This window comes from Ensifer sp. Root558, from assembly GCF_001427045.1.
Classification (GTDB): domain Bacteria; phylum Pseudomonadota; class Alphaproteobacteria; order Rhizobiales; family Rhizobiaceae; genus Ensifer; species Ensifer adhaerens.
This window is the reverse complement of the sequence record NZ_LMGC01000033.1, coordinates 18,970-42,639: the sequence shown is the minus strand read 5'-3', so window position 1 is coordinate 42,639 and position 23,670 is coordinate 18,970. Positions and strand designations below refer to the sequence as shown.

The following is a 23,670-nucleotide window of genomic DNA, read 5'->3' as shown; positions in this document are numbered from 1 at the left end:
CGCCTACCTCAGGTCAGGCTGCGCCGTGGTTTCCGTTTTTCTGTTGTGGTTGCATTGATCGATTCGATGTAGCTCCACAGTTTCGGATCGCGTGAAAGCTCTGTGATCTTGGCTTCGAGAGAGCCAAGATGCCGAGTCATAGCGGCCACCGCTTCATCCGGAGATGCGGCCCTTATCGCATCGATGATGTCGCGGTGTTCGTGGATGACCTCGCCGGTCCTGCGCACGCCGAACACCATCTTCAGATGGCGCATCCGGTCAATCTCGCCTTTGGCCTGATTGACAAAGGCCCAGACGCCGCTCAGCCGCGCCGTCGAAAAGATCACCCGGTGAAAGTCCTCGTCGAGCTCGAAGAAACGCGTGTAGTCCTCGTTTGCGACAGCCTCGATCTGCTGGTTGAGAGAGAGCTCCAATCGGCCAAGATCTTCCAGCGTATGCCGCTTGGCGGCCTCTGCCGCTGCGCCCGACTCGAGGCGAAAACGAATGAAGCAGGCCTCGATGTAGCGCTGCACCTCGATCGTCGCGACAAAGGTGCCGCCCTGTGGCACGACCTTGACCAGGCCCTCCTCGGATAGCCGGATAATCGCCTCGCGAACCGGGGTTTTGGAGACGTTGAGGATCGCGGCCACTTCCTTTTCGGGCAACGCCCGTCCGGGCAGAAGCCTGACTTCGACGATCAATTGTCGAAGCAGCCGATAGACCTTGGCCGTGGTGTTGCCCGGTCCCTCCTTCGGAAAGGAACGAAGCAATTCTTCAAGGGGTAAGGCAGGAATTTCGACAATTTGAGACATATCATTCCGCAAACTGATATCTTAGTTGCGAGAGTGATGTCTCATGACGCGGTTGTCAAGGTGAAATCCACGTTGACAGTCGACCGCGTTAAACTTGCAGGCACTGGAACTATATTGCGGTCAATGAAGGCGCCTCCGAGGGTCTGACTATGGCTGTCCTTTTCGTTCGACAAAGTGGAAGAGGCGGCGTCGATCGGCCAGATTCAGCTGAGAATAGCGTCGAGACATGCCAAAATATCCAAGGGGAAACCATTGAAATCATTGGCATGTCGCACTTTAAATTAGAATTTACCTACATTTGTCTGAGCGTCATAAGCGTCGGAAGTGAACACCTGCCACGCGTCCGTTCAAAGCGTCGCTCGAATACTCCGCGAATAGCGGACGTTCAAATGTCCCCAACTTGTCTGGACCCGGCATTGCCGAACCGGCTTACTGATTTCGATGGCCGCTCGACCTGATGACCAGCGGCAACGGATCAGACGGTTTCAGTGCAATCAGGCCGACGGACTCGATCATTCATCGCCGTGGGGCTCCGACCGTTGGATAGGCCATCCATATTTAAGCTCGGTCCTGCAATTCCTCTACGACTGGCGCCTCAGCGCGTCAGTCGCAGTGCACGCCATCCTGAAGTGGTTTGGCGACAAGGTCCCCAGCTCAAAACCCGGCGAACAAAAGAGTCGTGCTAGTCGGGCAGAGTCTGGGTGGACTAAATGTCCCCGGCCTGTCAAAAGTCCTCAGGGACGCGATCGCCGTTATTTTTAGAACGGGGTCGGGCGACCGATTGACGTCACGTTGCTGCCGCGAGATCACGCTGGCCGTCCTACTATTTATCAGCACCCGAGACTGGTTGAAATCAGCGGCCAATAGCGCGCGATGGCTTCTTTCGGCCCAAAGCGGCTACACTGCAGCACTTCGGATTGACGCCCAAGAGAGATCAATCGGGCGAGACCCAAAAAGCATGGACGGCGGACTTCGATCCTAAGGGCATGGTGAGCCCGGCAGGACTCTAACCTGCGACCCATTGAGCGGCCTCTAACCATCGAGCTACAGGTCCCGCCAGATTACTTCCAACGGCGGCGAACGAATTAACCAAGCTTGAGGGGCGACGAAGCGCTTCGCAAATCTCCGGCGCTCGGTGGGAGGCCGAGCCGTCCCGCTCTCCAAAAGTCCAAGTAGCAGGGCTCGAAACGAAATGACTTTGCCCTCGCTGGCCAGATGCTTGAGCGTGGCGACATCGTCGTTGGTTAGGAGGGCCGCAAGCCGACCGCGGCGATCGAAGGGCAGGATGGCGTCGAGCGCGTTGAGTTCTTCAGCGCGTTTGAGGACGGATTCTGAGGCGGGTTCGCTCATTTCGGCAGGCCGTTGATATAGAGATCGCCGTGTGCCGACATCACGCGGCGCTCCGAACCCGGAATGCCTTCCACGGCGCACAGCCATACCTCGTCGATCAAGCAGGATTTTCCGCGCTGGCTCCGCTTGCCGCTTTGTGTGGTCGCCGACACGTCCGTGGGCGCTTTTGCTGGGCCGCTTCGAGCCACCATGAATTCGGCCTCACGCGGCCTCGATGTCGGTTTGCGAAAAATCGTTGCCCTTGTAGAGGAATTCCGTCCTTCAATGTTACATATAGGTAATTACCTACATGGAGGTGCGCCTCATGAGCATCACGACCCTTTCCAGCCGAGAACTGAATCATGACGTCAGCAGCGCCAAGAAGGCGGCAAAAAGCGGCCCGGTTATCATCACAGACCGCGGCAAGCCTTCGCATGTCCTCATGACCTATGGTGAATTCGAGCGCTTGAGCGGCAAGCACCGTAGCCTTATCGAGGCTCTCGCTATGCCGGGTCTCTCGGCAATCGATTTCGGGCTGCGCCGTGTTGAAATCAGACCTCGCGAAGTGGATTTTTCTTGAAGTACTTGCTGGATACCAACGTTATCTCGGAACTACGCAAGGTCGGCGACGGCAAAGCTGATGCCAATGTCGTCGCGTGGATTGGGGCAGAAGATGCGGCTCGCTTCTTCATCTCGGCCATTCCTTGTGGGGGTGTGGGCTACAGTGTTTTCAGCGCCGACCAGATCGACGGCTTGCCATCGCGGTACTACGCGATTGAGTCCGAGCCGGTCGAGGGTGAGGGCAAGTAGCGCATCTAAGCTGCCAACCGCTTCTTCGCCAATCTTGGCGCCGACGTCCGCCACGTCGGCAACAAAGCGTTCTACCATCCAGTCGGCGATTTCATCCAGATGCCGCCGTTCGAGGCGTAGACAGATGAAGGCGACACGCCTCCACCGTAAAATTCACTCGTGTTCTGCCCCCAATGGCGTTATACCTTTTCACTGAAAGGGTATAACCATGAAAACCATTGACCTGATGTACCAGACGATGCTTGCCGAGCTCGGTCAGAGATCGCTCGACGCCGCATGGACAGCCGACTTTCCGCCTGAGGGCCGCTTCACGCCCGTGACGGTAAAGGCGCGCCGATACTGGTATTTCGACATCCCTGATGGGCATGGCGGAAGGGCACGACGATATGTTGGCCCCGCAGAGGACCCCGAGATTTCGCAACGCGTCGCAGACTTTCAAGCTCAGAGGGATGATCTCCGCGCTCGGCGCCGCCTCGTTAGCACCCTCACGCGGGAAGGAGGGATGATCGCGCCCGACAAGATGTCAGGCGACGTCGTTGAGGCGTTGGCGAACGGGGGCCTATTCCGATTGCGTGGCGTGCTGATCGGAACCGTGGCATTCCAATGCTACGCCGGTCTTCTTGGCGTGCGTCTGCCCATGGCGGCAGTCCTGACAGGGGATGCCGACATTGCCCAAGACTACGCCATCAGTCATGAGGTCGAAGACAGCCTGCCTCCAATCGTCGATCTGCTGCAATCGGTCGATCCCACCTTCCGGCCCGTTCCGCATCGCTCGGGAGCTGCGGCCTCGTCTGCATTTGTCAGCGGCTCCGGATATCGGGTGGAGTTCTTGACCTCGAACAGAGGTAGCGACGACTACGTTGATCAACCCGCAAAGATGCCTGCCCTGGGTGGCGCCGGCGCGGATCCGCTGCGCTTTCTCGACTTTTTGATCCGGGACCCCATTCGGACGATCCTGCTCCACAAGTCGGGTGTTCCTGTCACAGTCCCAGCCCCAGAGCGCTATGCCGTCCATAAGCTTATTGTCGCGTCGCGTCGCCACACAGATGGCCAGAGCGCGGTCAAGCGTGACAAGGATGTGCGACAGGCAGCGCTCCTGTTCGAGGCGCTCCAGCAGACGCGACGGACGTCTGACCTGGCTCTGGTTTACAACGAAGCATGGGAGCGCGGCGCTGGTTGGCAAGAAGGCATCCGTGCGGGGGCAGGAATGCTTACAGCCGAGGAAACGAACCGTCTCAGGGAGTGTCTCCAGACAGGAGCCTCGGAGATCGGAGAAGAGGTTACCGTGCCCTTCCGATAGTGATGTGATTACGGTCGGCTTTTTCAACCGATCCCAGCGAGACGCAGGCGCTGACTGGAACGGGTGAGTTTCGTTCGAGTAAATGAACGGCTTCTGATAGACTCCTGCGTGCTTTATTCAGATCAGTAGCTTCATGGAGACGACTGTAAACGTCACCACGATTTCCAGCCGAGAGTTCGAAAGGGATGTCGGTCGCGCCAAAAAGGCGGCGCCAGCCGCTCCGGTTATAATCACCGATGACGGTAGGCCTAATCTTGTCCGGATGGCCTTGAGCGATTGAATGGCGATGCCCGATCCGTGGCGCGGCCGGGCAGATGAGGGGAGTTTCCTGCATGTTGGCGGTTATTTCGGGTGAAATCTCTGGCGTTTCAAAGTGGGCGGGTCCTTAAGGAGCGAGCGATCCGCGCCTCGGGATTCGAGCGACAGAAGCTCCGCTCTATGGCAGTCGAGCGCTATCGGGAGGCTCTTGCCGGGATCAGTTAGGTAGACGATCCCGATATCTGGGCCGCCCGCAACAACAACCTCGCGTCTACGCTTCGCCGACTGGCATATGCATCAACGACAATCGACAGGAACAGGCTCTTGAGTGCGGCAGCGACGGCTTGGGGGGATGTGCTTCAGGTGCGCAAAAGAGAGGAGATTGATTGTGACGCTGCGCCGCCGAAAGCACGCCCGCGGCCTCAACCGTTTTTATGCCCGGGTCTCCTGCCTCGTCAAAGTAAGCGATGTAGCTAAATTCACCGTCGCTCAATCGACGCCCCTGTCGTCTCGCAAAAAACTCATCTTTGGCAAGCGCCGCCTCGGGAGCGCATCGACCATTGGTACTCAGACGCCAACGCTTTTGCCTCTCGTCATTCAGACATCGTCGGCGCTAGTTTGATCATTGAATAATGCAGGTGCCCGGCCACTCCCGGCAAGAGCGAGTCGCACAGCTCGCCAGAGCCAATCCAGTAGCCACAATGCAGGCGATGACGGCAAGCTTTCGGAACATTGGTTCTCCAGCCTATGGCGTTAACGCGAGGGCGATAAGCCAAGCTGTCAAGGCGATCAGAAGCCAAATCCGAGCGTGCCTAAACCGTTGCCGTCTGGTCTCCTAAGTCGTCTATTTCGCACGAGAATGTCAGGTTGGCGGCGGAATCTATGCCAGTTGGCTCAGCAACCAGCTTCGGAACGTTTTAACGCGCGGGAGTTCGCTCTTGGCTGCGGACGTGACGAGATAGTAGGCTCCTGGTCCAGAAATTCGGTCACTGAATGGCGCAATCAGGTTGCCGGCGCGAATATCCTCTTCGATCAAAAAGGTTGGCAAGAGAGCGACGCCGAGACCCGCGATAGCTGCCTGGATGATCATGAAGAAATGCTCGATGCTTGGCCCCCACTGCAGGTCGTCGCGATGTGCGCCGACCGAGCGAAACCAGTGCTCCCAGCTGTTGGGTCGCGTCGAGTGACGGATCAGGCGATGAAAGCGCAGTGCCTCATAGCTGGTGATAGGATGTTTGCCCGCCATGAGCTTGGGACTGCAGACGACCTGTATCTCCTCGCTCATCAAAGGATCGATAATTGCATCCGTCCAATTGCCGTGGCCGAAGCGGATAGCGACATCGATCCGCTCCTTTGTGAAATCCAGTTCGCCATCACTGGAGACGATGTTCAGGTCTATCTCTGGATGCTGTTCCTGGAAGGTAGGTAGGCGTGGCAACAGCCAACGGGTGCCGAAGGTCGGCAACATGCCGATCGACAGGGTCCCCTTGCCCTCCTTCGACGAGATCAGCTCGACAGTGCCCGCCTCGATCAGATCGAGCGCGTCGCGCAGCAGTGTATTGTAGAAGCGCCCCTGATCAGTCAGTTCGATCCGGCGGCTTTGGCGCGTGAACAGCGCCACCTGCAGATATTCTTCAAGACTGCGAACGAGCCGGCTGGCGGCGCTCTGGGTGACGTTCAACTCCTCCGCGGCGCGGGTGAAGCTATTGTGTCGGGCGACGGCTTCAAACGTTCTTATAGCGTTGAGTGAAGGCAAAAGGCGGCCACGCACGATTTTACATTCCTTCAAGTCATGGAATTGCGATCTTTATGCGCCTTGCGGACTCCGGTCAAGAAGATAGCTTTTCTGCCAGAGCCGCCCGCAAGAGCATCGGCTACCCCATAGGCCAATCACCCAAAAGGCGTTCAGCATGATCCCTTTCCATATGGCATTCGCCATCGACGACAAGGAAGCCGCCCGTCACTTTTACGGCGAAATCATTGGCTGCAAGGTCGGCCGCGAAGCTGAAAACTGGATCGATTTCGATTTTTTCGGGCACCAGATTTCAGCGCATCTCAACAGAGATCCCAAGTCGACGGCAACGTCCAAGGTCGGCAATGACATGGTGCCGTTGCATCATTTTGGCGCGGTGCTTCCCTGGAACACCTGGAATGGTCTGATCGCGCGTTTACGCAAGGACGGCTACCCCTTTGTCATGGAGCCCAAAGTGCGCTTCCAGGACGAACCGAGCGAGCAGGGAACATTCTTTCTGAAGGACCCGGCTGGCAACGCCCTGGAGTTCAAGTCCTTCAAGAACCCCGACGCCATCTTTGAACACTGATATTTCCGGCCGCGGCGGCTGTGACTGAGATCGAGATACAAATGAATTCTTTTGAAATCGGCAGAGAGCTGACCGCGATCACGATGGGTATCGATGCGCTTGAACGCAGCATGCCCGCTCAGGGCAGCCTGCTCGGCGGCGACGGCCTTGTTCCTATCTATCTGGGCGATGGCCTAGTTGACGCCCGACACTACGATGACCGCGAAGCCATTCGCGCCGACCTCGCCCGGCTCGACCCGGAGGTCGCCGCCTTGCCCGCTGGACCACGCAGGGTCTTTCTGCAGGGCATGCTCAAGTCGGTGCGGGTTGCCGTAAAGATGCTGTCAGGCGCGAGCCCATCCTTCGAGGAAAAGGTTACCGATCTGGTCGGCGCGCCCGCCGGACGCGAGGACGCGGCGTTGATCGAGGATGCCCGTGCCAGGGCCGATGCGCTGCTGCGCAAGGCGGGATTCGTCCGGGGTTCGCTGGCTGAACGGGTCCAGAGTTGGGAGGAGGCGCGCGCCGTACCGATAGATCAGATCGAAACGGTGTTTCGGGATCTGATGGCCGAAGCGAAAGCGCGAACCGATAGCCTGGTCTTCGACACTGGGGACTACGACATGGTGCTCAATCCCGTGCGCGGCATGTTCTACACGGCGCGTTGTTCTTTCAACGAAGGGAAGATGGATCTCAATTTCGATTTGAGCTTCACGCGGGCCGCCCTCAAGCATCTTGTCTGCCATGAGGTCTATCCGGGCCATTCGACCCAATTGCTGTCCACCAAGGCAGCGTTCGATGCCGGCAAAGCGCCGGCCGATGCGCTGCTGATCACAACCGATGCGATCACCGGCTGCGTGCAGGAAGGCATCGGCGATCAGGGTATCCACCTCATCGATTTCATCGAGGACGAGGATGACGAAATTCATATGGAGCTTCGTCGCGTCCGCTCCGCCGCCCAGACGAGTGCAGCCTGGATGCTGATGGTCGAGGGGCTGCCGCGTGAGTACGTGGCGGGGTATCTGCGTAGTACCGCCATGGGGCAGGAAGCCTGGGTTCAAGGAAGGCTGCGCATGGCGGCCCACCCGTTCCGTGGACCGTTCATCGCATCCTATTGGGCCGGCAACGAAAGTGTTCGCCGCGTGCGCGAACGGGTCAGCAAGGACCAGTGGCCGTTGTTCCTGGAGGCGCTTTATAGCCATGCCAACAGCCCACAGAGCCTCGAAATGTTTCCGCAAACCGTAATTGAAAAGGGTTGATCCATGAAGATCACCATTCTCGGATCCGGCGCCATCGGCGGTCTTGCCGGAGCGTATATGACAAAGGCCGGGCACGAGGTGCTTCTGGTCGATCGTTGGGTCGAACATGTTGCTGCACTCGATGAGAAGGGCCTGTTCATCGACGGCGTACGCGGCGAGATGACCGTTCCCGTCAAGGCTGCGACGCCGGACCAACTGACGGGCGAACTCGGAACAGTGTTGATTGCGACCAAGTCGCAGCACGCTGTGGAGGCGCTGAAGCAGATCATTCCTCTACTCAACGCCGACAGCTGCGTTGTCTCCTTCCAGAACGGCTTCAACGAGCCGGACATGATCGCCGCGCTCAACGAGGCGGGATTGCCCGGGGAGAGGATCGTCATGGGATCTATCCCGAACTATGGCGGCGCGCTGGTCGATCCCGGTTATGTGGAATTCGTGCATGAGGGCCCTATCCAGCTCGGTGAGCTGAATGGCGAGATGACACCGCGCCTCAAGGCTCTTGGCAAAGCGTTGAGTGCTTTGACCGAGGTGCAATATTCAACCCACATCTGGGGTCAGATCTGGGCCAAGGAAGTCTATGCCTCGCAGGTGGTGTTCTCCGCCCTTGCTGACGCGAAAATCCGGGACACACTCGGCGTCGAGCGCTATGCGCGCATTGCCGGCGCAGTCGTCAAGGAAGCGCTGGAGATTGCCGATGCCAACGGCATCGATGTACAGGCCTTCGATTTCTTCGATCCGTCAAACTATCGGGTGAAGACGGCTGCGGATACCCAGAGGCTTCTGGCCAACATCAATCATGCCATCTGGCTGTTGAAGAAGGATCAGGACACCAAGCCCGCACACAACTTCAAGAAGAAGGGTTCGGGCATCTGGTGGGACATTGTCTATCGCAAACGCCCTTCGGAAACCCGCTCATCCAGCGGCAAGCTCATCGACTTCGGCAAGAAGACGGGCGCCGACACAAGGCTGAATGAGAAACTGTTTTCGATGATCTACGAGATCGAGGACGGCAAGCGAGACCTTGGTTTCCACAATTTCGATGAACTCGAAGCTTATATTGCCTCAATCGGAAAGACCCTCCCATGACCACCAAGCTCGGCGTCGGACTGATCGGCGCACATACCTGGGCCGACAAGGCCCATCTCCCCGGTTACAATGCGCATGAGCGCGTCGACCTGATCGCGGTGTGCGACGTGGATGGCGACCGCGCCAAGGCGATGGCCGAAAAATACGGGGCGCGGAAAATCTATACCGACCCTGAAAAGCTCATCGCCGATCCGGACGTGCAGATGGTGGACGTCTGCACACCGACGCATACGCATCTGCCGCTGAGCCTCGCTGCCATCGCAGGCGGCAAGCATGTGCTCTCGGAAAAGCCGCTCCATACGCTTGCTGCTCCAGCGTTCGAGGCTGCTGCCAAGGCCGATGCGGCTGGTGTGCGCACCAAGCTCGGCTTTACCTTCCGCTATTCGCCGGCGATCCGCCAGATCAAGGCATGGATCGACGACGGCACGCTGGGCGAGATTTTTCATATCCACGGTTTCGAGCAGAACAGCCAATGGCTGGATCCGCAGGAGCCACTGCGTCAGATCACGCCGGGTATCGATCGCAACTCGCTCATTCCGGCCTCTATCGTCGGATACGGTTCCCATCTTATCGATCTGATGCGTTGGTTGGGAGGCGAGTTCGCCTCAGTGGCCTCCACCATGAAGAATTTCATTCCCGAACGTATCGTACGGGGAGAAGAGGGGCTGCAGAAGATCAAGGTTGAAGACGGTGCTGTCGCACTTGTCGAATATGCGAGCGGTGCGCAGGGTCTGTTGCAGACGAGCTATGTCGCGGTCGGCAATTATCCCGGCGTGGAACTGCGCGTCTATGGTTCGAAAGGGGCGGCCATCGCCCGGTTGATCTCCGAGTTCGGCACGGCGGAGACGCTGAAGTTGGCTAAGGCAGAAGCCGTCGAGTTCATTCCCTACGATGTCGGCGCCTCGGCCCTACCGCCCGGCACCACGCTCAGTATGCCGTGGCCCGAGCTTTACTATCGCAACCTCGTGCGCTTCTTCGTCGATGAAATCCTCGAAGATCGGCCTCAGGAATGCACATTCTATGATGGCGCCAAGAGCCAGGAAATCGTGGACGCGATCATTCAGGCCCATTTTGAACGCCGCTGGGTTGATCTGCCGGGCAACGGCGCATGACGCAGTGTCGTTACGATCCGTCGGTGGTCGACGCCTTCCTTAGGCACCACTGGACCTATCACCCTGTGGATGCGACGTTCATGGGCAATAGGGACCATGACGACCGTATGCCGCCCTGTGGGCCGGAAACGCTGACTGAGGAATTGGCGGGTATCGCCTCTCTTGAGCGCCGGCTTGCCGACACGGCCGAACCTGAGGCCTTGGGCGATCGTCTGGACCGCAAAATGATCCTGGCGGAGCTCGCCTTGCAGAAGGCAGCCGCGACATCTCGTCCACGTTTTTCCAATCCGGCCTGGTTTTCCGGCGAGGCAGCTTTCGCGATTGTTTCCCTGCTACTTCCCCAGTCGGCGCCGGTCCGGCAGGATGGACTGATTGCCCGCCTCAATTCTCTGCCGGCATTCCTGACGTCAGCCCTGGAACGGCTGAAGGGAAAAACTGCTCCATTTGGGTGGACGGCGCGCGCCCGGCGCGAGGCGCGCGCGATGGCGGAATTCCTGCGTATTGAGATTCGACTGCACGACGAATTTTCCGCACAATGGGCCGCGCCCGCTGATACCGCAGCAGCCGCGTTCGACACCTTCGCATCTGGCCTCACGGATATTGTCGATGACGATCCGGCTTGCGGCGGAGACTATCTGTCGCTTTTGATGAATACGATCCATGGCCTCGATTTCGGTCCGCGCGAAGCGGTGAAAAGGGCCGAAGAGGCCTTCGATCGAATCGGCGACGAACTGGTTGAAATGGCAAAGTCCATCGATCCGGAAAAAAGCTGGCAGGAATTGATTGCCGGCCTGTCCGACGATCATCCAGCCGACGCTGAAGCCGTAATCGAAAGCTATCGGCACCACGACGCCGCCGCGCGAAAAGATGGCGCAGCGCTGGTGACGCCGGCCCAGGAGTATGGGCTCGAGTACCGTTGGATGGCGCCGTGCTTCCGCAAGATCAATCAGTCCCTCTATTTCCTATTCTACAGATCTCCGCCCGGCCTCAACCCCGGTCAGGGCAGCGTCTATTGGGTGACGCCCCCAGGTGACGATTTCGACACCTTTCTGCGCGGAAGCAACACGGCCATGGTCAAGACGATCCACTCCGTGCATCATGGCAGCGTCGGCCACCACACGCAGAACACCCGCGCCCGCTCCGCCCAGTCGCACCTCGCACGCATTGCCGGTACCGATTGCGCTCTGGGGCTTGCGTTTCTCGGTTCCGGTACGCTGATTGAAGGATGGGCATGCTACGTTGAAGACCTTTTGATGGAAGCGCCGGACTTTTATGAACCGGCCGAAATCTTGCTCCTCAAGCAGTACGAGCGCAGAAACGCGGCGAGCGTCCTTGTCGATGTCAAATTGCATCTCGGGGACTGGAGCATGGCGGAGGCCATGGCCTTCTACCGCGACAAGGCGGGCTTCGCACCGGCTCGTGTCGAGGGCGAGGTGGTTCGTAATTCCATGCTGCCTGGCTCGCGGCTGATGTACTGGATCGGCGTCGAAGGCATCAAAACGCTGCGCGGCCGATGGAAAGGGGATACGATTGGCTTTCATGATGCGCTGCTGAGCTACGGCCATGTGCCGCTTGCGTGGATCGCTGAAGAGATGCAACGCGCGGGGCAATTGAACTGATGGCTGAACCCCTGCTGGAGATACGCAACCTCGTTACCGAATTTCGCACGGAGAGCGGCATCGTGCAGGCGGTCAAGGGCGTCGACCTGAAGATTGAGCAGGGGCAGACCGTTGCCGTCGTGGGCGAAAGCGGGTCGGGAAAATCCGTGACCAGCCTCTCTGTCATGCGGCTGATCCCGCCTGCGATCGGCGGCATCGCGTCTGGCGAAATTCTGTTCCGCGGGCGCGACGGCGTGGTGCGCGATCTGGCCCAACTGCCGGAAAAAACCATGCGCGGCGTTCGCGGCAACGAAATTTCGATGATCTTTCAGGAGCCGATGACCAGCCTCAACCCGACCCAAAAAGTCGGAACGCAGGTCGCTGAGGCGGCGCTACTGCATCAAGGACTGACCCGTTCGCAGGCATGGAAGCGGGCGATAGAGATGCTGATGCTGGTGGAAATTCCCGAACCGGCGCGACGGGCCGACATCTATCCGCACCAGATGTCCGGTGGCATGCGCCAGCGTGTGATGATCGCGATGGCGCTAGCTTGCAATCCGGCGCTGCTGATTGCGGACGAGCCCACCACGGCGCTGGATGTCACCGTTCAACTACAGATTCTGGAGCTGATGCGCCGCCTGCAGCGAGAGATTGGCATGGGTATCCTGTTCATCACCCACAATCTGGGCGTCGTCGCCGAAATCGCCGATCGCGTCGCTGTCATGTATGGCGGACGCATTGTCGAAAGCGCCGACGTCAACGAATTGTTCGACCGGCCGAGCCACCCTTACACCAAAGGCCTGCTGGCCAGCATGCCGCAGGTCGATCACGCGGCACGCGCGGCAGGGCAGGTTGCCCGCTTGAAAGCCATTCCCGGCAGTGTCGTCGACCCGCGCAATCCACCAACCGGCTGCGATTTCAATCCGCGCTGTCACTGGGCGCTCGATGCGTGCCGAGCCGCGGTCCCTCCGGTTTTCATGGTGAGCCCGGATCACGGCGCGCGCTGCCTGAGATGGAGCGAAATGAATGGCTGAAGCCCTGCTCCAGGTTTCCGATCTGAAAGTGCATTTCGAGATCGGCAAGTCGATGTTCAAACCGGGCGTCGTCATCCGCGCCGTCGATGGCGTCAGCTTCGAGGTCGCCAAAGGAGAGGTTGTCGGGCTGGTCGGAGAGTCTGGCTCCGGAAAGTCAACGCTCGGCCGTTCGATCCTGCGACTGGTCGAGCCGACCGGCGGTTCTGTCAGCTTCGATGGTGGCAACGTGACGGGTCTTGCGCCCGCACAGCTCAAAGCGCTGCGCAGTCAGATGCAGATCATTTTCCAGGACCCCTATGCCAGTCTCAATCCGCGCATGAGCGTGGGCCAGATCATTGGCGAGGCGCTTCTGCTCCACAACATCGGCACCCGGAAGGAGCGTCCGGACCGGGTCGGCGACCTGCTGGAAAAAGTCGGCTTGCCTCGTTCGGCGGCAGCACGGTTTCCGCATGAGTTTTCCGGAGGGCAACGTCAGCGTATCGGCATTGCGCGCGCGCTTGCCGTCAATCCGCAATTCATCGTCGCCGATGAACCGGTTTCCGCGCTTGACGTTTCGATCCAGGCGCAGATCATCAACCTGCTGCAGGATCTGAGGCAAGAGCTTGGGCTGTCGATCCTGTTTATCGGCCACGATCTGTCCGTTATCGAGTTTCTCTGCGATCGCGTCATCGTCATGTACCTCGGCAAGATCATGGAAACTGCGACGGCCGCAGATCTCTATGCTAAACCCCTCCACCCCTATACGCGTGCGTTGCTGGATGCGGCGCCGGTGCCGGATCCGCGCGTGCGCCGAAGCCGCATCACGCTGAAAGGTGACTTGCCCAGCCCGATCAACCCACCCTCCGGCTGCGTGTTTCGCACCCGATGTCCTTTCGCCATCGAAAAATGCGCTGCGGCCGTGCCGGCTCTGGAGGCGCGCGGTGATCGCCACTCGGTGGCCTGCCTTCGAGCGGACGAACTTAACTTGAGAGAATAGATCAGCCTTATTTTTCGCGCCGATCCCCCGGCTATTTTTAGCCAGCCTACCCCGTAATTGCTCAGGAAATTGGCAATTCGGGGTATTTTTTTGCCCATTGTCGCCCAAACTCATGCATGAGTTAAAATGCGGTCAAAGTGGATTTTTTCGGGCATTGCACGATGCCTTCATGACGCACCATGCTGTGGCCCATGAAACGGATATTTATCGCCTCTCGCGGCAACCCTGAGCACATGGCAACCCTGTTTCGGAAAGAGCTTCCGAGCCACGTCGTCACGACCGAACAACCCAAGACGGACGACGGTCCCGTGCCCTATATCGTCGTCGGACGACCCCTGCCGGGCGTCATTGCAGCGGTGCCGGGGCTTGAGCTGGTGTTAAGCCTCAATGCCGGGATCGAACACCTGCTGGCCAGCGGCGAAGTGCCCGGGCATCTGCCGATCGTTCGCCTGGTCGATGATGGCCTTGCCGAGGGCATGTGCGAATGGGTTTTGGCGCAGGCGCTGGCATGGCATCGCAATTTGTTGGTCTACAAGGATCTTCAGGCAAAGGGCGAATGGGCACCCTGCGCGGAGAAACTGGCCCGCGAGCGCACGGTGACGATCCTGGGCGCGGGCGCACTTGGTTCCGAGGTTGCCCGGCATTTCGTTCGTTTCGGCTTCAAGACCCGTAGCTGGAGCCGGTCCGGCCGGGCGATCGAGGGAGCGCGGAGCTTCGCCGGCCGCGACAAACTCATGGATGCGATCAGCGGCGCCGATATTCTCGTCAATCTCCTGCCGATGACCGCCGAAACCGCCGATGTTGTGGATGCAAAGGTGCTGGCGGCGTTGGCCAAGGGCGCGTTCTTCATCAACGGTGCCCGTGGTGGCCACGTCGTGGATGCGGACCTGATCGGAGCCCTTGACGGCGGACATATCAGCGGCGCGGCTCTCGATGTTTTCCGCATCGAGCCGCTGCCAGCTGAAGACACGCTGTGGCGGCATCCGAAAGTCCTGCTCTCGCCGCACGTCGCCGCTCCCACGCATGCAGATGCTGCCGTGAAGGAGATGGCCGAAAACATCCGACGCTTCGAACGCGGTGAAAAATTGCCACACATTGTCGATCGCTCGCTGGGCTACTGAAAACTTAACGACCGGCCGATCCAACACGGCCGGCGAATAGGGAACGCCCGCAAGGGCAAAAGAGAGGACGATGCCATGACATTTGAACTGACCCGACGCGCAGCACTTCAGGCGATACTCGCTGGTACTGCGACCCTTGCCACGATGCATGCGTTTCCGGCCCTCGCGCAGCAGAAGGGCGGTACGTTGACGGTGGGCCTGACCTACGAGATCGACACGATGAACGTGTACTCGACCGGCTTTCTGGGGGATGCACAGGCGGCCGTCGTCGAGGGACTTCTCGCGCCGGATCAGCATGCGAAATATGTGCCGGTGCTCGCAACCGAAGTGCCGACCATCGAGAATGGCGGCATTGTCGTGGCGGCCGACGGCAAGACGATGACGGTGACCTACAAGCTCCGTCCCGGTGTGAAGTGGCACGACGGCAAACCCTTTACGTCAGCCGACGTGAAATACACCTGGGAAGCGGTCAAGGACCCGGCGTTCAAAGCTGAATCCAAGGACGGTTCCGCCGAGGTGGCCAGCATCGAAACCCCGGACGACCTGACCGTCGTGGTTCACTACAACTCCATACTGCCGACCTTTGCCTCTACTCTCTTCACCTTCGGCATCTTCCCCAAGCACCTGCTGGAAGGCACCGATCTCAACACGTCCTCCTACAACGAAACTCCTGTGGGCACCGGCCCGTTCAAGGTGACGGAGTTCGTGCGCGGCCAGTACGTGGTGACCGAGCGTTTCGATGACTATTGGGCAAAGAGCGAGAAGGGTGATGCGCTGCCTTATCTCGACAAGATCATTTTCAAGATGATCCCGGACACCAACACGCTGATTACCCAGCTGAAATCCGGCGAAGTCAACCTGGTCGTATCGACACCCTACAGCCAGGCCAAGCAGGTCGAGGGCATTTCCGGCATCGAAATGGTCAAGGGGCCGCTCTTGTCCTGGCAGCATCTCGATTTCAATTTCAAGCGCCCGTCGCTGGCCGACATCAATGTTCGCAAGGCCATCGCGGCTGCTATCGACCGCACCGTGCTAAGCAAGGCGCAGGGCGGCTTCCCGGAACCGATCAAATCGCCGGTGGTGCCGGTGTTCGAATTCTATGATCCGAACACGCCGGAAATTGCCTACAATGTCGCAGCCGCCAACAAGATCCTCGATGAGGCGGGCTATGCTCCGGGCTCCGACGGCGTACGCGAAAAAAACGGCGAGCGCTTGTCCTATGCCTTCATGGTCCAGGCGGGCCGGGCGGACGACGAGCTGGCCCAACAGGTGATCATCGCCCAGCTCAAGGCGATTGGCATTGAAGCCGTTGCCAACAACCAGACCGGCGTCGCCTATCGCGAAGCGCGCTACAAAGGTGGCTACGACCTGATCTACGGTCGCTGGATCACCTCTGCCGATCCGGTCTACTCGGTGTTCTGGGGCACCGGCGGTGCCAACAACGGCCAGTCCTATTCCAACCCCGCTCTCGATGCGGCCCTGTCGAAATTCGAAACGACGCTGGACCCAGCCGCCCGCAAGCAGGCTGCGGCGGAATTCCAGAAAATTCTGGCCGAGGACCTGCCTTCGATCCCCTTGACCACCAATGTCGCCTTGATTGCCAAGACCGCGGCGCTCAAGAACTTCGTGCCGAACCCGACGAACATGACCAATTTCGTGCATACGGCCGAATGGTACATGGGCTAACATGAACGGAGGCGCCCGGTCTCAAAGGCCGGACGCCTCGTTCCTTTTGACCAGGAGACGGCATGAATTTCGGTTACATTTTACGCCGTCTGCTCGGCGCCATCCCGCTGCTCCTCGGTATTTCGCTGATTTTGTTTGCTATCGTGCATCTGGCCCCCGGCGGCCCGCTCGACATGTACGCCGAGAATCCCGCTGTCAGCAAAGAGGCGCTGCAACAGATCGCGGTCGCCTACGGCCTCGACAAGCCCGCGCCTGTGCAATACGTCATGTGGCTGAAATCGATGCTGGTTGGCGACTGGGGCTACTCCATCCGCACCGGACGTCCCGTCCTGACCGAAATTGTCCTGCGGCTGGGGCCAACCCTCGAACTTGGCGGTCTCGCCCTTCTGATTTCGCTGTTGCTCGCCGTCCCTCTTGGAATCATCAGTGCTGCCCGGCGCGGCTCGAAGCTCGACAGCGGGCTGACGATGCTGTCGTTTGCCGGCATTTCCACCCCGGTCTTCTGGTTGGCGCTGCTGCTTCAGCTTCTCTTCTCCGTGCAACTCGGCTGGCTCCCGTCTGCCGGCTACAAGTCAATCGGTGATGGCTCGTTCCTCGATCGGCTCGCCCATATCATTATGCCGGCCACCGTGCTGTCGCTTGCGACCATCGCCAGTTGGAGCCGGTTCATCCGCTCCGGCATGATCGACGTGCTCAACCAGGATTACATCCGCACCGCCTATGCGAAGGGGCGTTCCGAGCGAGGCGTCATCATCCTGCACGCATTGCGCAACGCGATGATCCCGGCCGTCACCGTCATCGCGGTGGACTTCGCCACCGTCATTTCAGGCGCCGTCATCACCGAAACAGTGTTTGCATGGCCGGGCATCGGACGTCTGTTCATGGAAAGCATGGATGGTCGCGACTATCCCATGCTGATGGGCCTAATGATGATGGGGTCTGTCGGCATTGTCGTGGCCAATATCATCGCCGATGTGACCTATGCCGCTCTCGACCCAAGGATTCGCTATGGTTGACGCAACGATGCAACTGGCTCACTTGGCGCCGCCGCAGAGCTACAGCCGCCGCGTTGTCAGGCGCTTTCTGAAACATCGGCTGGCGGTCGCCAGTCTCGCCTTTCTGTTGTTGATGACGATTGTTATTGTCATTGGGCCATTCCTGTCGCCCTACAGTTTTGATGGTCAGGATTTCACCTTGATCGGTTCACCCGGCCCGATGACTGCAGAGCACTGGCTTGGAACCGATGAACTCGGTCGCGATGTCATGACCCGCTTAATATACGGAGGGCGGGTTTCCCTTGCTGTCGGCCTTGCTGGCGCGATTATCGCAACCATCGCAGGCACGCTGGTTGGTGCACTATCGGGCTTCTATCGCGGTTTGTCCGATATGCTGCTAATGCGGTTTACGGATGTGATGCTGTCGATCCCGACGCTGCCCCTTGTCCTGCTGCTCTCAGGGCTTTTCCGCCCGAACCCGCCTCTGCTTGTGGCTATCGTCGGCATGCTAATCTGGATGGGAACTGCACGACTGGTGCGCAGCCAGTTCCTCGCGTTGCGCGAACGCGAATTCGTAGAGGCCGCCCGCGCACTTGGGGCAGGGGGTGCACGGCTGATGTTCCGGCATATCTTGCCCAATGCCATCGGCCCGATCACCGTGGCGGCAACGCTTGCCGTTGGAAGCGCCATCATGCTTGAATCGGCGCTCTCGTTTCTGGGCTTTGGCATTCAGCCACCAGTTCCCACATGGGGAAACTTGCTGAACAGTGCATCACCCTGGCTCAGTGTTGCGCCATGGCTTGCTATACCGCCCGGCCTGCTAATTCTCTGCACCGTGCTGGCCGTCAATTTCCTTGGCGACGGTTTGCGCGACGCAATGGAACCGAAAGAGTGATTTCCCAGCTGATTTCTGTTTGACGTTTTCTCCAACAAACATTTGCTGGCGGGTATTGGGCAGCCCCGGCCAGAAGGGCCGGTAGACGCCCTTCCCGACCGAGAAGGCTTCAAGGCCGCGGCTGGCGACCGATGAGTCTTGTCTGGGCGCACTATGCGCTTGACGATCGAGACGCGATCTTCAGCTACATTGAAAGTGAAAACCCGAAAGCGTCAGTGTACGTCTACGAGGAGATTGCGCGTTCAGTTCGGCGTCTCCTCGACTTTCCCGGAAAGCGGCCGCCCGGATCGAATTGAGGGAACGCGGGAGTTGGTAATTCCGCGCACACCCTGCATCGCCGTATACACGTTGACTCGACCGCGGTAAACTTGCGGAATGACTGCATCGGAACTATATTGCAGTCAATGAAGGCGCCTGCGAGGGTCTGACTATGGCTATCCTGACAGTACGAAATGTACCTGATGAAGTGCACCGCGCTTTGCGCGTCCGGGCGGCAAATCACGGCCGTAGCACAGAGGCGGAAGTCCGCGAGATTCTGGAACGTGCGGTAAAGCCCGAACAGCGTATTCGCATCGGGGATGCCTTGGCTGAGTTGAGCGGGCGGATTGGCTTGACCAATGATGATTTTGAAGTGTTCGACCAGATGCGAGACAAAGCGCCGGCAGAGCCAATGAGGTTTGAATGATCGTCCTGGACACGAATGTCGTCTCGGAGGCGATGAAGCCCGCCCCGGATTTGGCTGTGCGCAATTGGTTGAATGACCAGGTAGCCGAAACCTTGTATCTGTCCAGTGTAACGCTGGCGGAACTGCTGTTTGGCATCGCTGCGCTCCCGGAGGGCCGGCGCAAAAAAGCGTTGGCCGACACGCTTGATGGCCTGCTCGAACTGTTCGACGATCGCGTGTTGTCATTCGACACTGCGGCGGCTCGGCACTATGCCGGCCTTGCGGCCACCGCGCGAGCAGGGGGGAAGGGATTCCCGACACCTGATGGATATATTGCGGCTATTGCAGCCTCCAAGGGATTTACAATCGCGACACGCGATACAAGCCCCTTTGAGGCGGCAGGAGTCCCTGTCGTCAATCCTTGGAACCACCTATAGACTCGCCATGGGGGGCTCTCGGGTTCAAATGGGTTCAAGGCGAGGGAAAGCCGGCGTGCTGCCGACTTACGTCGTCTAGTGGAGAGTTTGCGTCGCTTCCAATGATCTGAACGTCCGAGGCGTCAGTGCGCAGGTCTGGGATCAGCCCATGCCCAACACTTTTCGAATGCTGTGATTCCGCCCGCCGCACACGACCTATGGCACGTGTTGCATATGATTTGCGTGTGCAGCATCGGCGCTTCGCCTCTTGGACAAGTTGGCACCCGCCGATCGACCTCGTGCTTGCTATTATTTTTTTCGCATATGGATTTGCGTTGTTGCGTCTTGGGATCGGCGGGCCAGACGGTTTCGGCGCGGCACGCCTTGCTGACGCAGATAGGACCCGCAACGCGGCAATCGTTGCAGGATTGGTGCTGGTTCTGACAGGCTTGGTGGACCCGCTGCTGGCGGGCGATTTCGACTTTTATGGGGGCACCCATTCTGCGCTGATAGTTGCCGTTGCCAACATGCTCAGTCTACCGCTGATCGCCGGAGGGCTCCCGAGCCTAAGATGGCATGATCCTGATCAACGCTCCCCTTTATGGAAGCAAAGCTCTTCGATCTCGATCGCGTTTCGGGAGCGGTTTTGCTTCTCGCATCTTAAAGATCGTGGGGAGGTAGTAAACGGTTAGATATGAACTGGCCGATCGCTCGATCGGCCAGTTCATATCTACGAGACATGTATTGATCTCGTTCTTTCATGAATCGGTAACAGTGGACACTTGACTCGCGGCAGCAGCTGTTGAGACTCTTTCGTTGTCAGACATCTTACATAAACGGGGATCCAAACTGACGGATCACAAGGAGGACCACATGAAAAAGCTCTTCATGCGACTGACTGTAGGTGTTGCCTTTGTCGCTGCCGCCGTATTGGCCCATGCTGGCGAGACGTTGGATCGCGTCATGGAAAAGAAGGCGATGGTCGTCGCCACCAACAGCGGCTGGCCGCCCCAGAGCTATCTCGATGACAGCAACGAGATGGTCGGCTTCGACATCGACGTGTCGCGCGAGATCGCCAAGCGTCTGGGCGTCGAGGTGAGCTTCGAGACGCCGGACTGGGCGACGCTCACGGGCGGTCGCTGGCAGGGCCGTTACGACCTCGGTGTCGGTTCCGTAACGCCCACCAAGGCACGCGCCCAAGTGATCGATTTCGTCGGCATCTATTACTACAGCCCTTATGTGTACGTCGTGCACAAGGACAGCGACGCCAAGTCCGTCACCGACCTCAACGGCAAGGTGATCGGCGTCGAAACGGCGACGACCTCGGAAGACTTCATCAACCGGAAGCTGGAAATCGACGCTCCGGGCCTGCCGCCGATCGAATACAAACTGGAGCCGGGTGAGGTCCGTACATTCGCCGATTCCATGCTGCCCTTCGACGACCTTCGCCTCGGCGCTGGCGTTCGCCTCGATGCGGTAATCGCACCCGAGCAGACCGCGATGAATGCCATCAAGAATGGCTATCCGGTCAAGGTTCTCGAAGGCGAATATGCCTTCCGTGAGCCGCTGGTCGTTATCAGCGAGAAGGTCGACCCGGACTGGACGGCCAAGGTCGGTGGTATCGTCGAAGAGATGAAGAAGGATGGCACGCTCGGCCAGCTCACCACCAAGTGGTATGGCAAGGACTACAGCGCCGACTGATAAACACCGGTGCGGGCCTTTTCGCCCGCACCCTTCCATTCGAAGGGGGGCGCATGCCGATGACTTATCCAGACACCTACTATAAACGAACGATGGCGGACCGGACGGCGCGACCAGTCCTTTCGGGTACGGTCGAATGTGACGCGGTCATCGTCGGCGGCGGTCTTGCCGGCCTTTCGACGGCGCTGCAGCTTGCTCGCGCCGGCAAGCGCGTCACGGTGCTGGAGGCTGAGAGCGTCGGCTTCGGAGCGTCCGGCCGCAATGGTGGCTTCGTCAGTCCCGGTTATGCGACCGGCGGCGACGACATTGCCCGGGTCACGGGCAAAGATGCGGCCCGCGAGCTGCACCTCCTCTCCGTCGAAGGCATGGAATTCATCCGCGAGAACATCAAGACGCTCGGCATCGATAATGCGAAGCCAGAACCGGGCATCATGAGCGTTCTGCGTTACGACGATGGCGCGAGCCTCAAGGCCTATGCCGACGAGATAAGTCGCGAATACGGCTACGAGCTCGAATACATGGACCGAGACGCCGTGCGTGCTGTGCTCAAATCCGAGCGTTACTTCCAGGCATTGCGCAATCCGACTGCCTTCCATATGCACCCGCTTAACTATCTACGTGGCATCGCGGCGGAGATCGAGCGGCTTGGGGGGCGCATCTGCGAGCAGTCGCGGGCGACTTCGGTGGTTTCTTCCGGTTCCGAAAAACGTGTGAAAACTGCACGGGGCGAGGTGAAGGCCCCTGACGTCGTCTTCACGACGGGTGGTTATACCGGTTCGCTGAATGGCAAGTTAAAGCGTTCCTATCTGCCGATTGCCACCTATGTGATGGTCAGCGAGGAGGCGCCGGAGCTGATCGCCACGGCGATCGCCACGAAGCACGCCATCGGCGACAACCGCCGGGCCGGTGACTACTACCGCCTCGTCGACGGAGGCCGCCGGATCCTCTGGGGCGGGCGTATCACCACGCGTGCTGCCTCGACCGCAGGCCTCGTCAAGGAACTGCGGGCCGAAATGGTCGATACCTATCCGCAACTTGCCGGACTCAAGACGGAGCTCGCCTGGTCAGGCCTCATGTCCTATGCCCGGCACCTGATGCCTCAGATCGGACGTATGAGCCCAGGCATCTGGTACTGCACGGCCTTTGGCGGTCACGGCCTCAATACCACGGCGATCGGCGGCAAGGTCATTGCCGAGGGCATTTTGGGGACAAGCGAACGTTACAAGCTTTACCAACCTTTCGGTCTCGTCTGGGCCGGCGGCCTGGCGGGGCTTGCGGTGGCACAGCTCACCTACTGGAAACTTCAGGCGCAGGACTGGTGGCGCGAGCGTGCGGCTTAAACAGCTTCTACAATAAAATGGGGCGGAATATGATTGGTCGACTGATACTCACCTATCCCGAAGCGTCGCGCAGGGCAGGCGGCCTGCTAATCCTTGCGATCGTCGTGGCGATCCTTTACTCCCTCGGGGTCAGTTCCGCCTGGATCGGCCATGTTCTGCCGTCCTTGACAGACTGGCTGAAGGAGAACCCAGCGATCAGCCGCGTCGTCTCGTCGGTGCTGATCGCGCTCATCGCCGCCGCCAACTGGCAGGCGCTGCGCCAGCTGTCACGCCGCCAGCAGATCGTCGCCGTCTGGCTCGAGCTGTTCGCGCTCCTGATGCTGTTCTTCTACTCCTTCGATCTTTCCTTCGCCTTCATCGCCAAGAAGATCGGCTTCCTCATCACGCAGGGCGTGACGACGACGCTCTTCATTTCGGCGATTTCGATCGTCATCGCCACCATCATCGCGCTGGCCGGCGCCATCGCGAAACTCTCCAACAATGGCGTGATCTACGGGCTTGCAACATTCTATACGTCGCTTTTCCGCGGACTGCCGCTGCTCATGCAAATTTACATCATCTATCTCGGCCTACCGCAGGTGGGTTACGTGATCGGCGCCGTACCGGCTGGCATTCTCGCGCTCTCGCTGTGTTACGGCGCCTACATGACGGAAATTTTTCGCGCCGGCATCCAGAGCATCAATCGCGGTCAGACGGAGGGCGCGACCGCGCTCGGTCTCACTCCGGCGCAGACGATGATGCTGGTCATCTTGCCCCAGGCCATGCGGGTCATCATCCCGCCGACTGGCAACCAATTTATCGCAATGCTGAAGGATTCCTCGCTGGTATCTGTCGTAGGCGTTTGGGAAATCATGTATCTCGCCCGCACCCAAGGCCAGACGGAATTCCGACATATCGAGATGCTGATTACCGCCTCCATGATCTACTGGACCCTTTCGATTTGCCTGGAATATGCCCAGTCCCGCATCGAGGAACGGTTTGGCCGCTTCAATGTCCGCTGAG

The 23,670-nt window shown here is 59.2% G+C and carries 22 protein-coding genes and 4 pseudogenes; 23 read left to right on the top strand and 3 right to left on the bottom strand.

Features of this window, described 5'->3' with window-relative positions; all coding sequences use genetic code 11:
- Positions 1-8 precede the first annotated feature (8 nt).
- Entirely contained in the window at positions 9-791 is a 783-nt protein-coding gene (locus tag ASD63_RS24230) for a GntR family transcriptional regulator (protein WP_060529962.1), read from the bottom strand.
- Positions 792-1,991: 1,200 nt separating this feature from the next.
- Positions 1,992-2,141, bottom strand: a pseudogene (locus tag ASD63_RS34505) (integrase); the annotation flags it as partial.
- A 304-nt stretch (positions 2,142-2,445) separates the two neighbouring features.
- On the opposite strand from ASD63_RS34505, the gene ASD63_RS24215 reads away from it, so the two are divergent.
- From ASD63_RS24215 to ASD63_RS35270, 5 genes and pseudogenes are all read left to right on the top strand, one after another.
- Entirely contained in the window at positions 2,446-2,700 is a 255-nt protein-coding gene (locus tag ASD63_RS24215; protein ID WP_060529960.1) for a type II toxin-antitoxin system Phd/YefM family antitoxin, read from the top strand.
- Positions 2,697-2,822, top strand: a pseudogene (locus ASD63_RS36310) (VapC toxin family PIN domain ribonuclease); the annotation flags it as partial. The gene ASD63_RS24215 and the pseudogene ASD63_RS36310, both read left to right, overlap by 4 nt.
- A 132-nt stretch (positions 2,823-2,954) precedes the next feature.
- Positions 2,955-3,050 (top strand): annotated as a pseudogene (locus ASD63_RS36665) (zincin-like metallopeptidase domain-containing protein); the annotation flags it as partial.
- A gap of 88 nt (positions 3,051-3,138) precedes the next feature.
- On the top strand, positions 3,139-4,230 hold the full coding sequence (locus tag ASD63_RS24205; protein ID WP_060529959.1) for a GSU2403 family nucleotidyltransferase fold protein: 1,092 nt from the start codon (positions 3,139-3,141) through the stop codon (positions 4,228-4,230).
- A gap of 640 nt (positions 4,231-4,870) precedes the next feature.
- Complete coding sequence (locus ASD63_RS35270) at positions 4,871-5,110, top strand: hypothetical protein (protein WP_156624182.1); 240 nt, start codon at positions 4,871-4,873, stop codon at positions 5,108-5,110.
- Between the two features lie 258 nt (positions 5,111-5,368).
- Here ASD63_RS35270 and gcvA read toward each other — a convergent pair whose 3' ends face one another.
- The gene (gene gcvA / locus ASD63_RS24200) at positions 5,369-6,259 is read right to left on the bottom strand and encodes a transcriptional regulator GcvA (RefSeq protein WP_162253364.1); all 891 of its coding nucleotides are present in this window, start codon (positions 6,257-6,259) and stop codon (positions 5,369-5,371) included.
- Between the two features lie 139 nt (positions 6,260-6,398).
- On the opposite strand from gcvA, the gene ASD63_RS24195 reads away from it, so the two are divergent.
- From ASD63_RS24195 to ASD63_RS24115, 18 genes and pseudogenes are all read left to right on the top strand, one after another.
- The gene (locus ASD63_RS24195; protein ID WP_060529958.1) at positions 6,399-6,809 is read left to right on the top strand and encodes a VOC family protein; all 411 of its coding nucleotides are present in this window, start codon (positions 6,399-6,401) and stop codon (positions 6,807-6,809) included.
- Positions 6,810-6,850: 41 nt separating this feature from the next.
- Positions 6,851-8,044 (top strand): hypothetical protein, encoded by a 1,194-nt coding sequence (locus ASD63_RS24190; protein ID WP_060529957.1) that lies wholly within the window; start codon positions 6,851-6,853, stop codon positions 8,042-8,044.
- 3 nt (positions 8,045-8,047) lie between these two features.
- Positions 8,048-9,130 (top strand): 2-dehydropantoate 2-reductase N-terminal domain-containing protein, encoded by a 1,083-nt coding sequence (locus ASD63_RS24185; protein ID WP_060529956.1) that lies wholly within the window; start codon positions 8,048-8,050, stop codon positions 9,128-9,130.
- Positions 9,127-10,242 (top strand): Gfo/Idh/MocA family oxidoreductase, encoded by a 1,116-nt coding sequence (locus ASD63_RS24180; RefSeq protein ID WP_060529955.1) that lies wholly within the window; start codon positions 9,127-9,129, stop codon positions 10,240-10,242. The genes ASD63_RS24185 and ASD63_RS24180 overlap by 4 nt, the downstream gene beginning before the upstream one ends.
- Positions 10,239-11,861 (top strand): DUF885 family protein, encoded by a 1,623-nt coding sequence (locus tag ASD63_RS24175; RefSeq protein ID WP_060529954.1) that lies wholly within the window; start codon positions 10,239-10,241, stop codon positions 11,859-11,861. Before ASD63_RS24180 ends, ASD63_RS24175 begins: the two co-directional genes overlap by 4 nt.
- Complete coding sequence (locus ASD63_RS24170; RefSeq protein ID WP_200953539.1) at positions 11,858-12,874, top strand: ABC transporter ATP-binding protein; 1,017 nt, start codon at positions 11,858-11,860, stop codon at positions 12,872-12,874. The genes ASD63_RS24175 and ASD63_RS24170 overlap by 4 nt, the downstream gene beginning before the upstream one ends.
- Positions 12,867-13,850, top strand: coding sequence for an oligopeptide/dipeptide ABC transporter ATP-binding protein (locus ASD63_RS24165; protein WP_060529952.1), 984 nt, complete (start codon positions 12,867-12,869; stop codon positions 13,848-13,850). Before ASD63_RS24170 ends, ASD63_RS24165 begins: the two co-directional genes overlap by 8 nt.
- 233 nt (positions 13,851-14,083) lie before the next feature.
- The gene (locus tag ASD63_RS24160) at positions 14,084-14,971 is read left to right on the top strand and encodes a glyoxylate/hydroxypyruvate reductase A (protein WP_060529951.1); all 888 of its coding nucleotides are present in this window, start codon (positions 14,084-14,086) and stop codon (positions 14,969-14,971) included.
- 75 nt (positions 14,972-15,046) lie between these two features.
- Complete coding sequence (locus ASD63_RS24155) at positions 15,047-16,657, top strand: peptide ABC transporter substrate-binding protein (protein WP_060529950.1); 1,611 nt, start codon at positions 15,047-15,049, stop codon at positions 16,655-16,657.
- A 62-nt stretch (positions 16,658-16,719) separates the two neighbouring features.
- A complete protein-coding gene (locus tag ASD63_RS24150; RefSeq protein ID WP_060529949.1) occupies positions 16,720-17,673 on the top strand; it encodes an ABC transporter permease in 954 nt (317 codons plus the stop codon).
- Positions 17,666-18,547, top strand: a complete 882-nt coding sequence (locus ASD63_RS24145) for an ABC transporter permease (RefSeq protein WP_060529948.1) — start codon at positions 17,666-17,668, stop codon at positions 18,545-18,547. Before ASD63_RS24150 ends, ASD63_RS24145 begins: the two co-directional genes overlap by 8 nt.
- A 131-nt stretch (positions 18,548-18,678) precedes the next feature.
- Positions 18,679-18,913, top strand: a pseudogene (locus ASD63_RS36300) (type II toxin-antitoxin system RelE/ParE family toxin).
- Between the two features lie 64 nt (positions 18,914-18,977).
- Positions 18,978-19,232 carry a hypothetical protein gene (locus tag ASD63_RS24140; protein WP_060529947.1) on the top strand — a complete coding sequence of 85 codons (255 nt, stop codon included), beginning with the start codon at positions 18,978-18,980 and terminating at the stop codon, positions 19,230-19,232.
- On the top strand, positions 19,229-19,648 hold the full coding sequence (locus ASD63_RS24135; RefSeq protein ID WP_060529946.1) for a type II toxin-antitoxin system VapC family toxin: 420 nt from the start codon (positions 19,229-19,231) through the stop codon (positions 19,646-19,648). The genes ASD63_RS24140 and ASD63_RS24135 overlap by 4 nt, the downstream gene beginning before the upstream one ends.
- A gap of 197 nt (positions 19,649-19,845) precedes the next feature.
- Positions 19,846-20,319 carry a hypothetical protein gene (locus ASD63_RS24130; RefSeq protein ID WP_060529945.1) on the top strand — a complete coding sequence of 158 codons (474 nt, stop codon included), beginning with the start codon at positions 19,846-19,848 and terminating at the stop codon, positions 20,317-20,319.
- Between the two features lie 181 nt (positions 20,320-20,500).
- Positions 20,501-21,328, top strand: coding sequence for a transporter substrate-binding domain-containing protein (locus tag ASD63_RS24125; protein WP_060529944.1), 828 nt, complete (start codon positions 20,501-20,503; stop codon positions 21,326-21,328).
- 59 nt (positions 21,329-21,387) lie between these two features.
- Entirely contained in the window at positions 21,388-22,668 is a 1,281-nt protein-coding gene (locus ASD63_RS24120; RefSeq protein ID WP_060530009.1) for an FAD-binding oxidoreductase, read from the top strand.
- 29 nt (positions 22,669-22,697) lie between these two features.
- Positions 22,698-23,669, top strand: a complete 972-nt coding sequence (locus tag ASD63_RS24115) for an amino acid ABC transporter permease (RefSeq protein WP_060529943.1) — start codon at positions 22,698-22,700, stop codon at positions 23,667-23,669.
- Position 23,670: the final 1 nt, after the last annotated feature.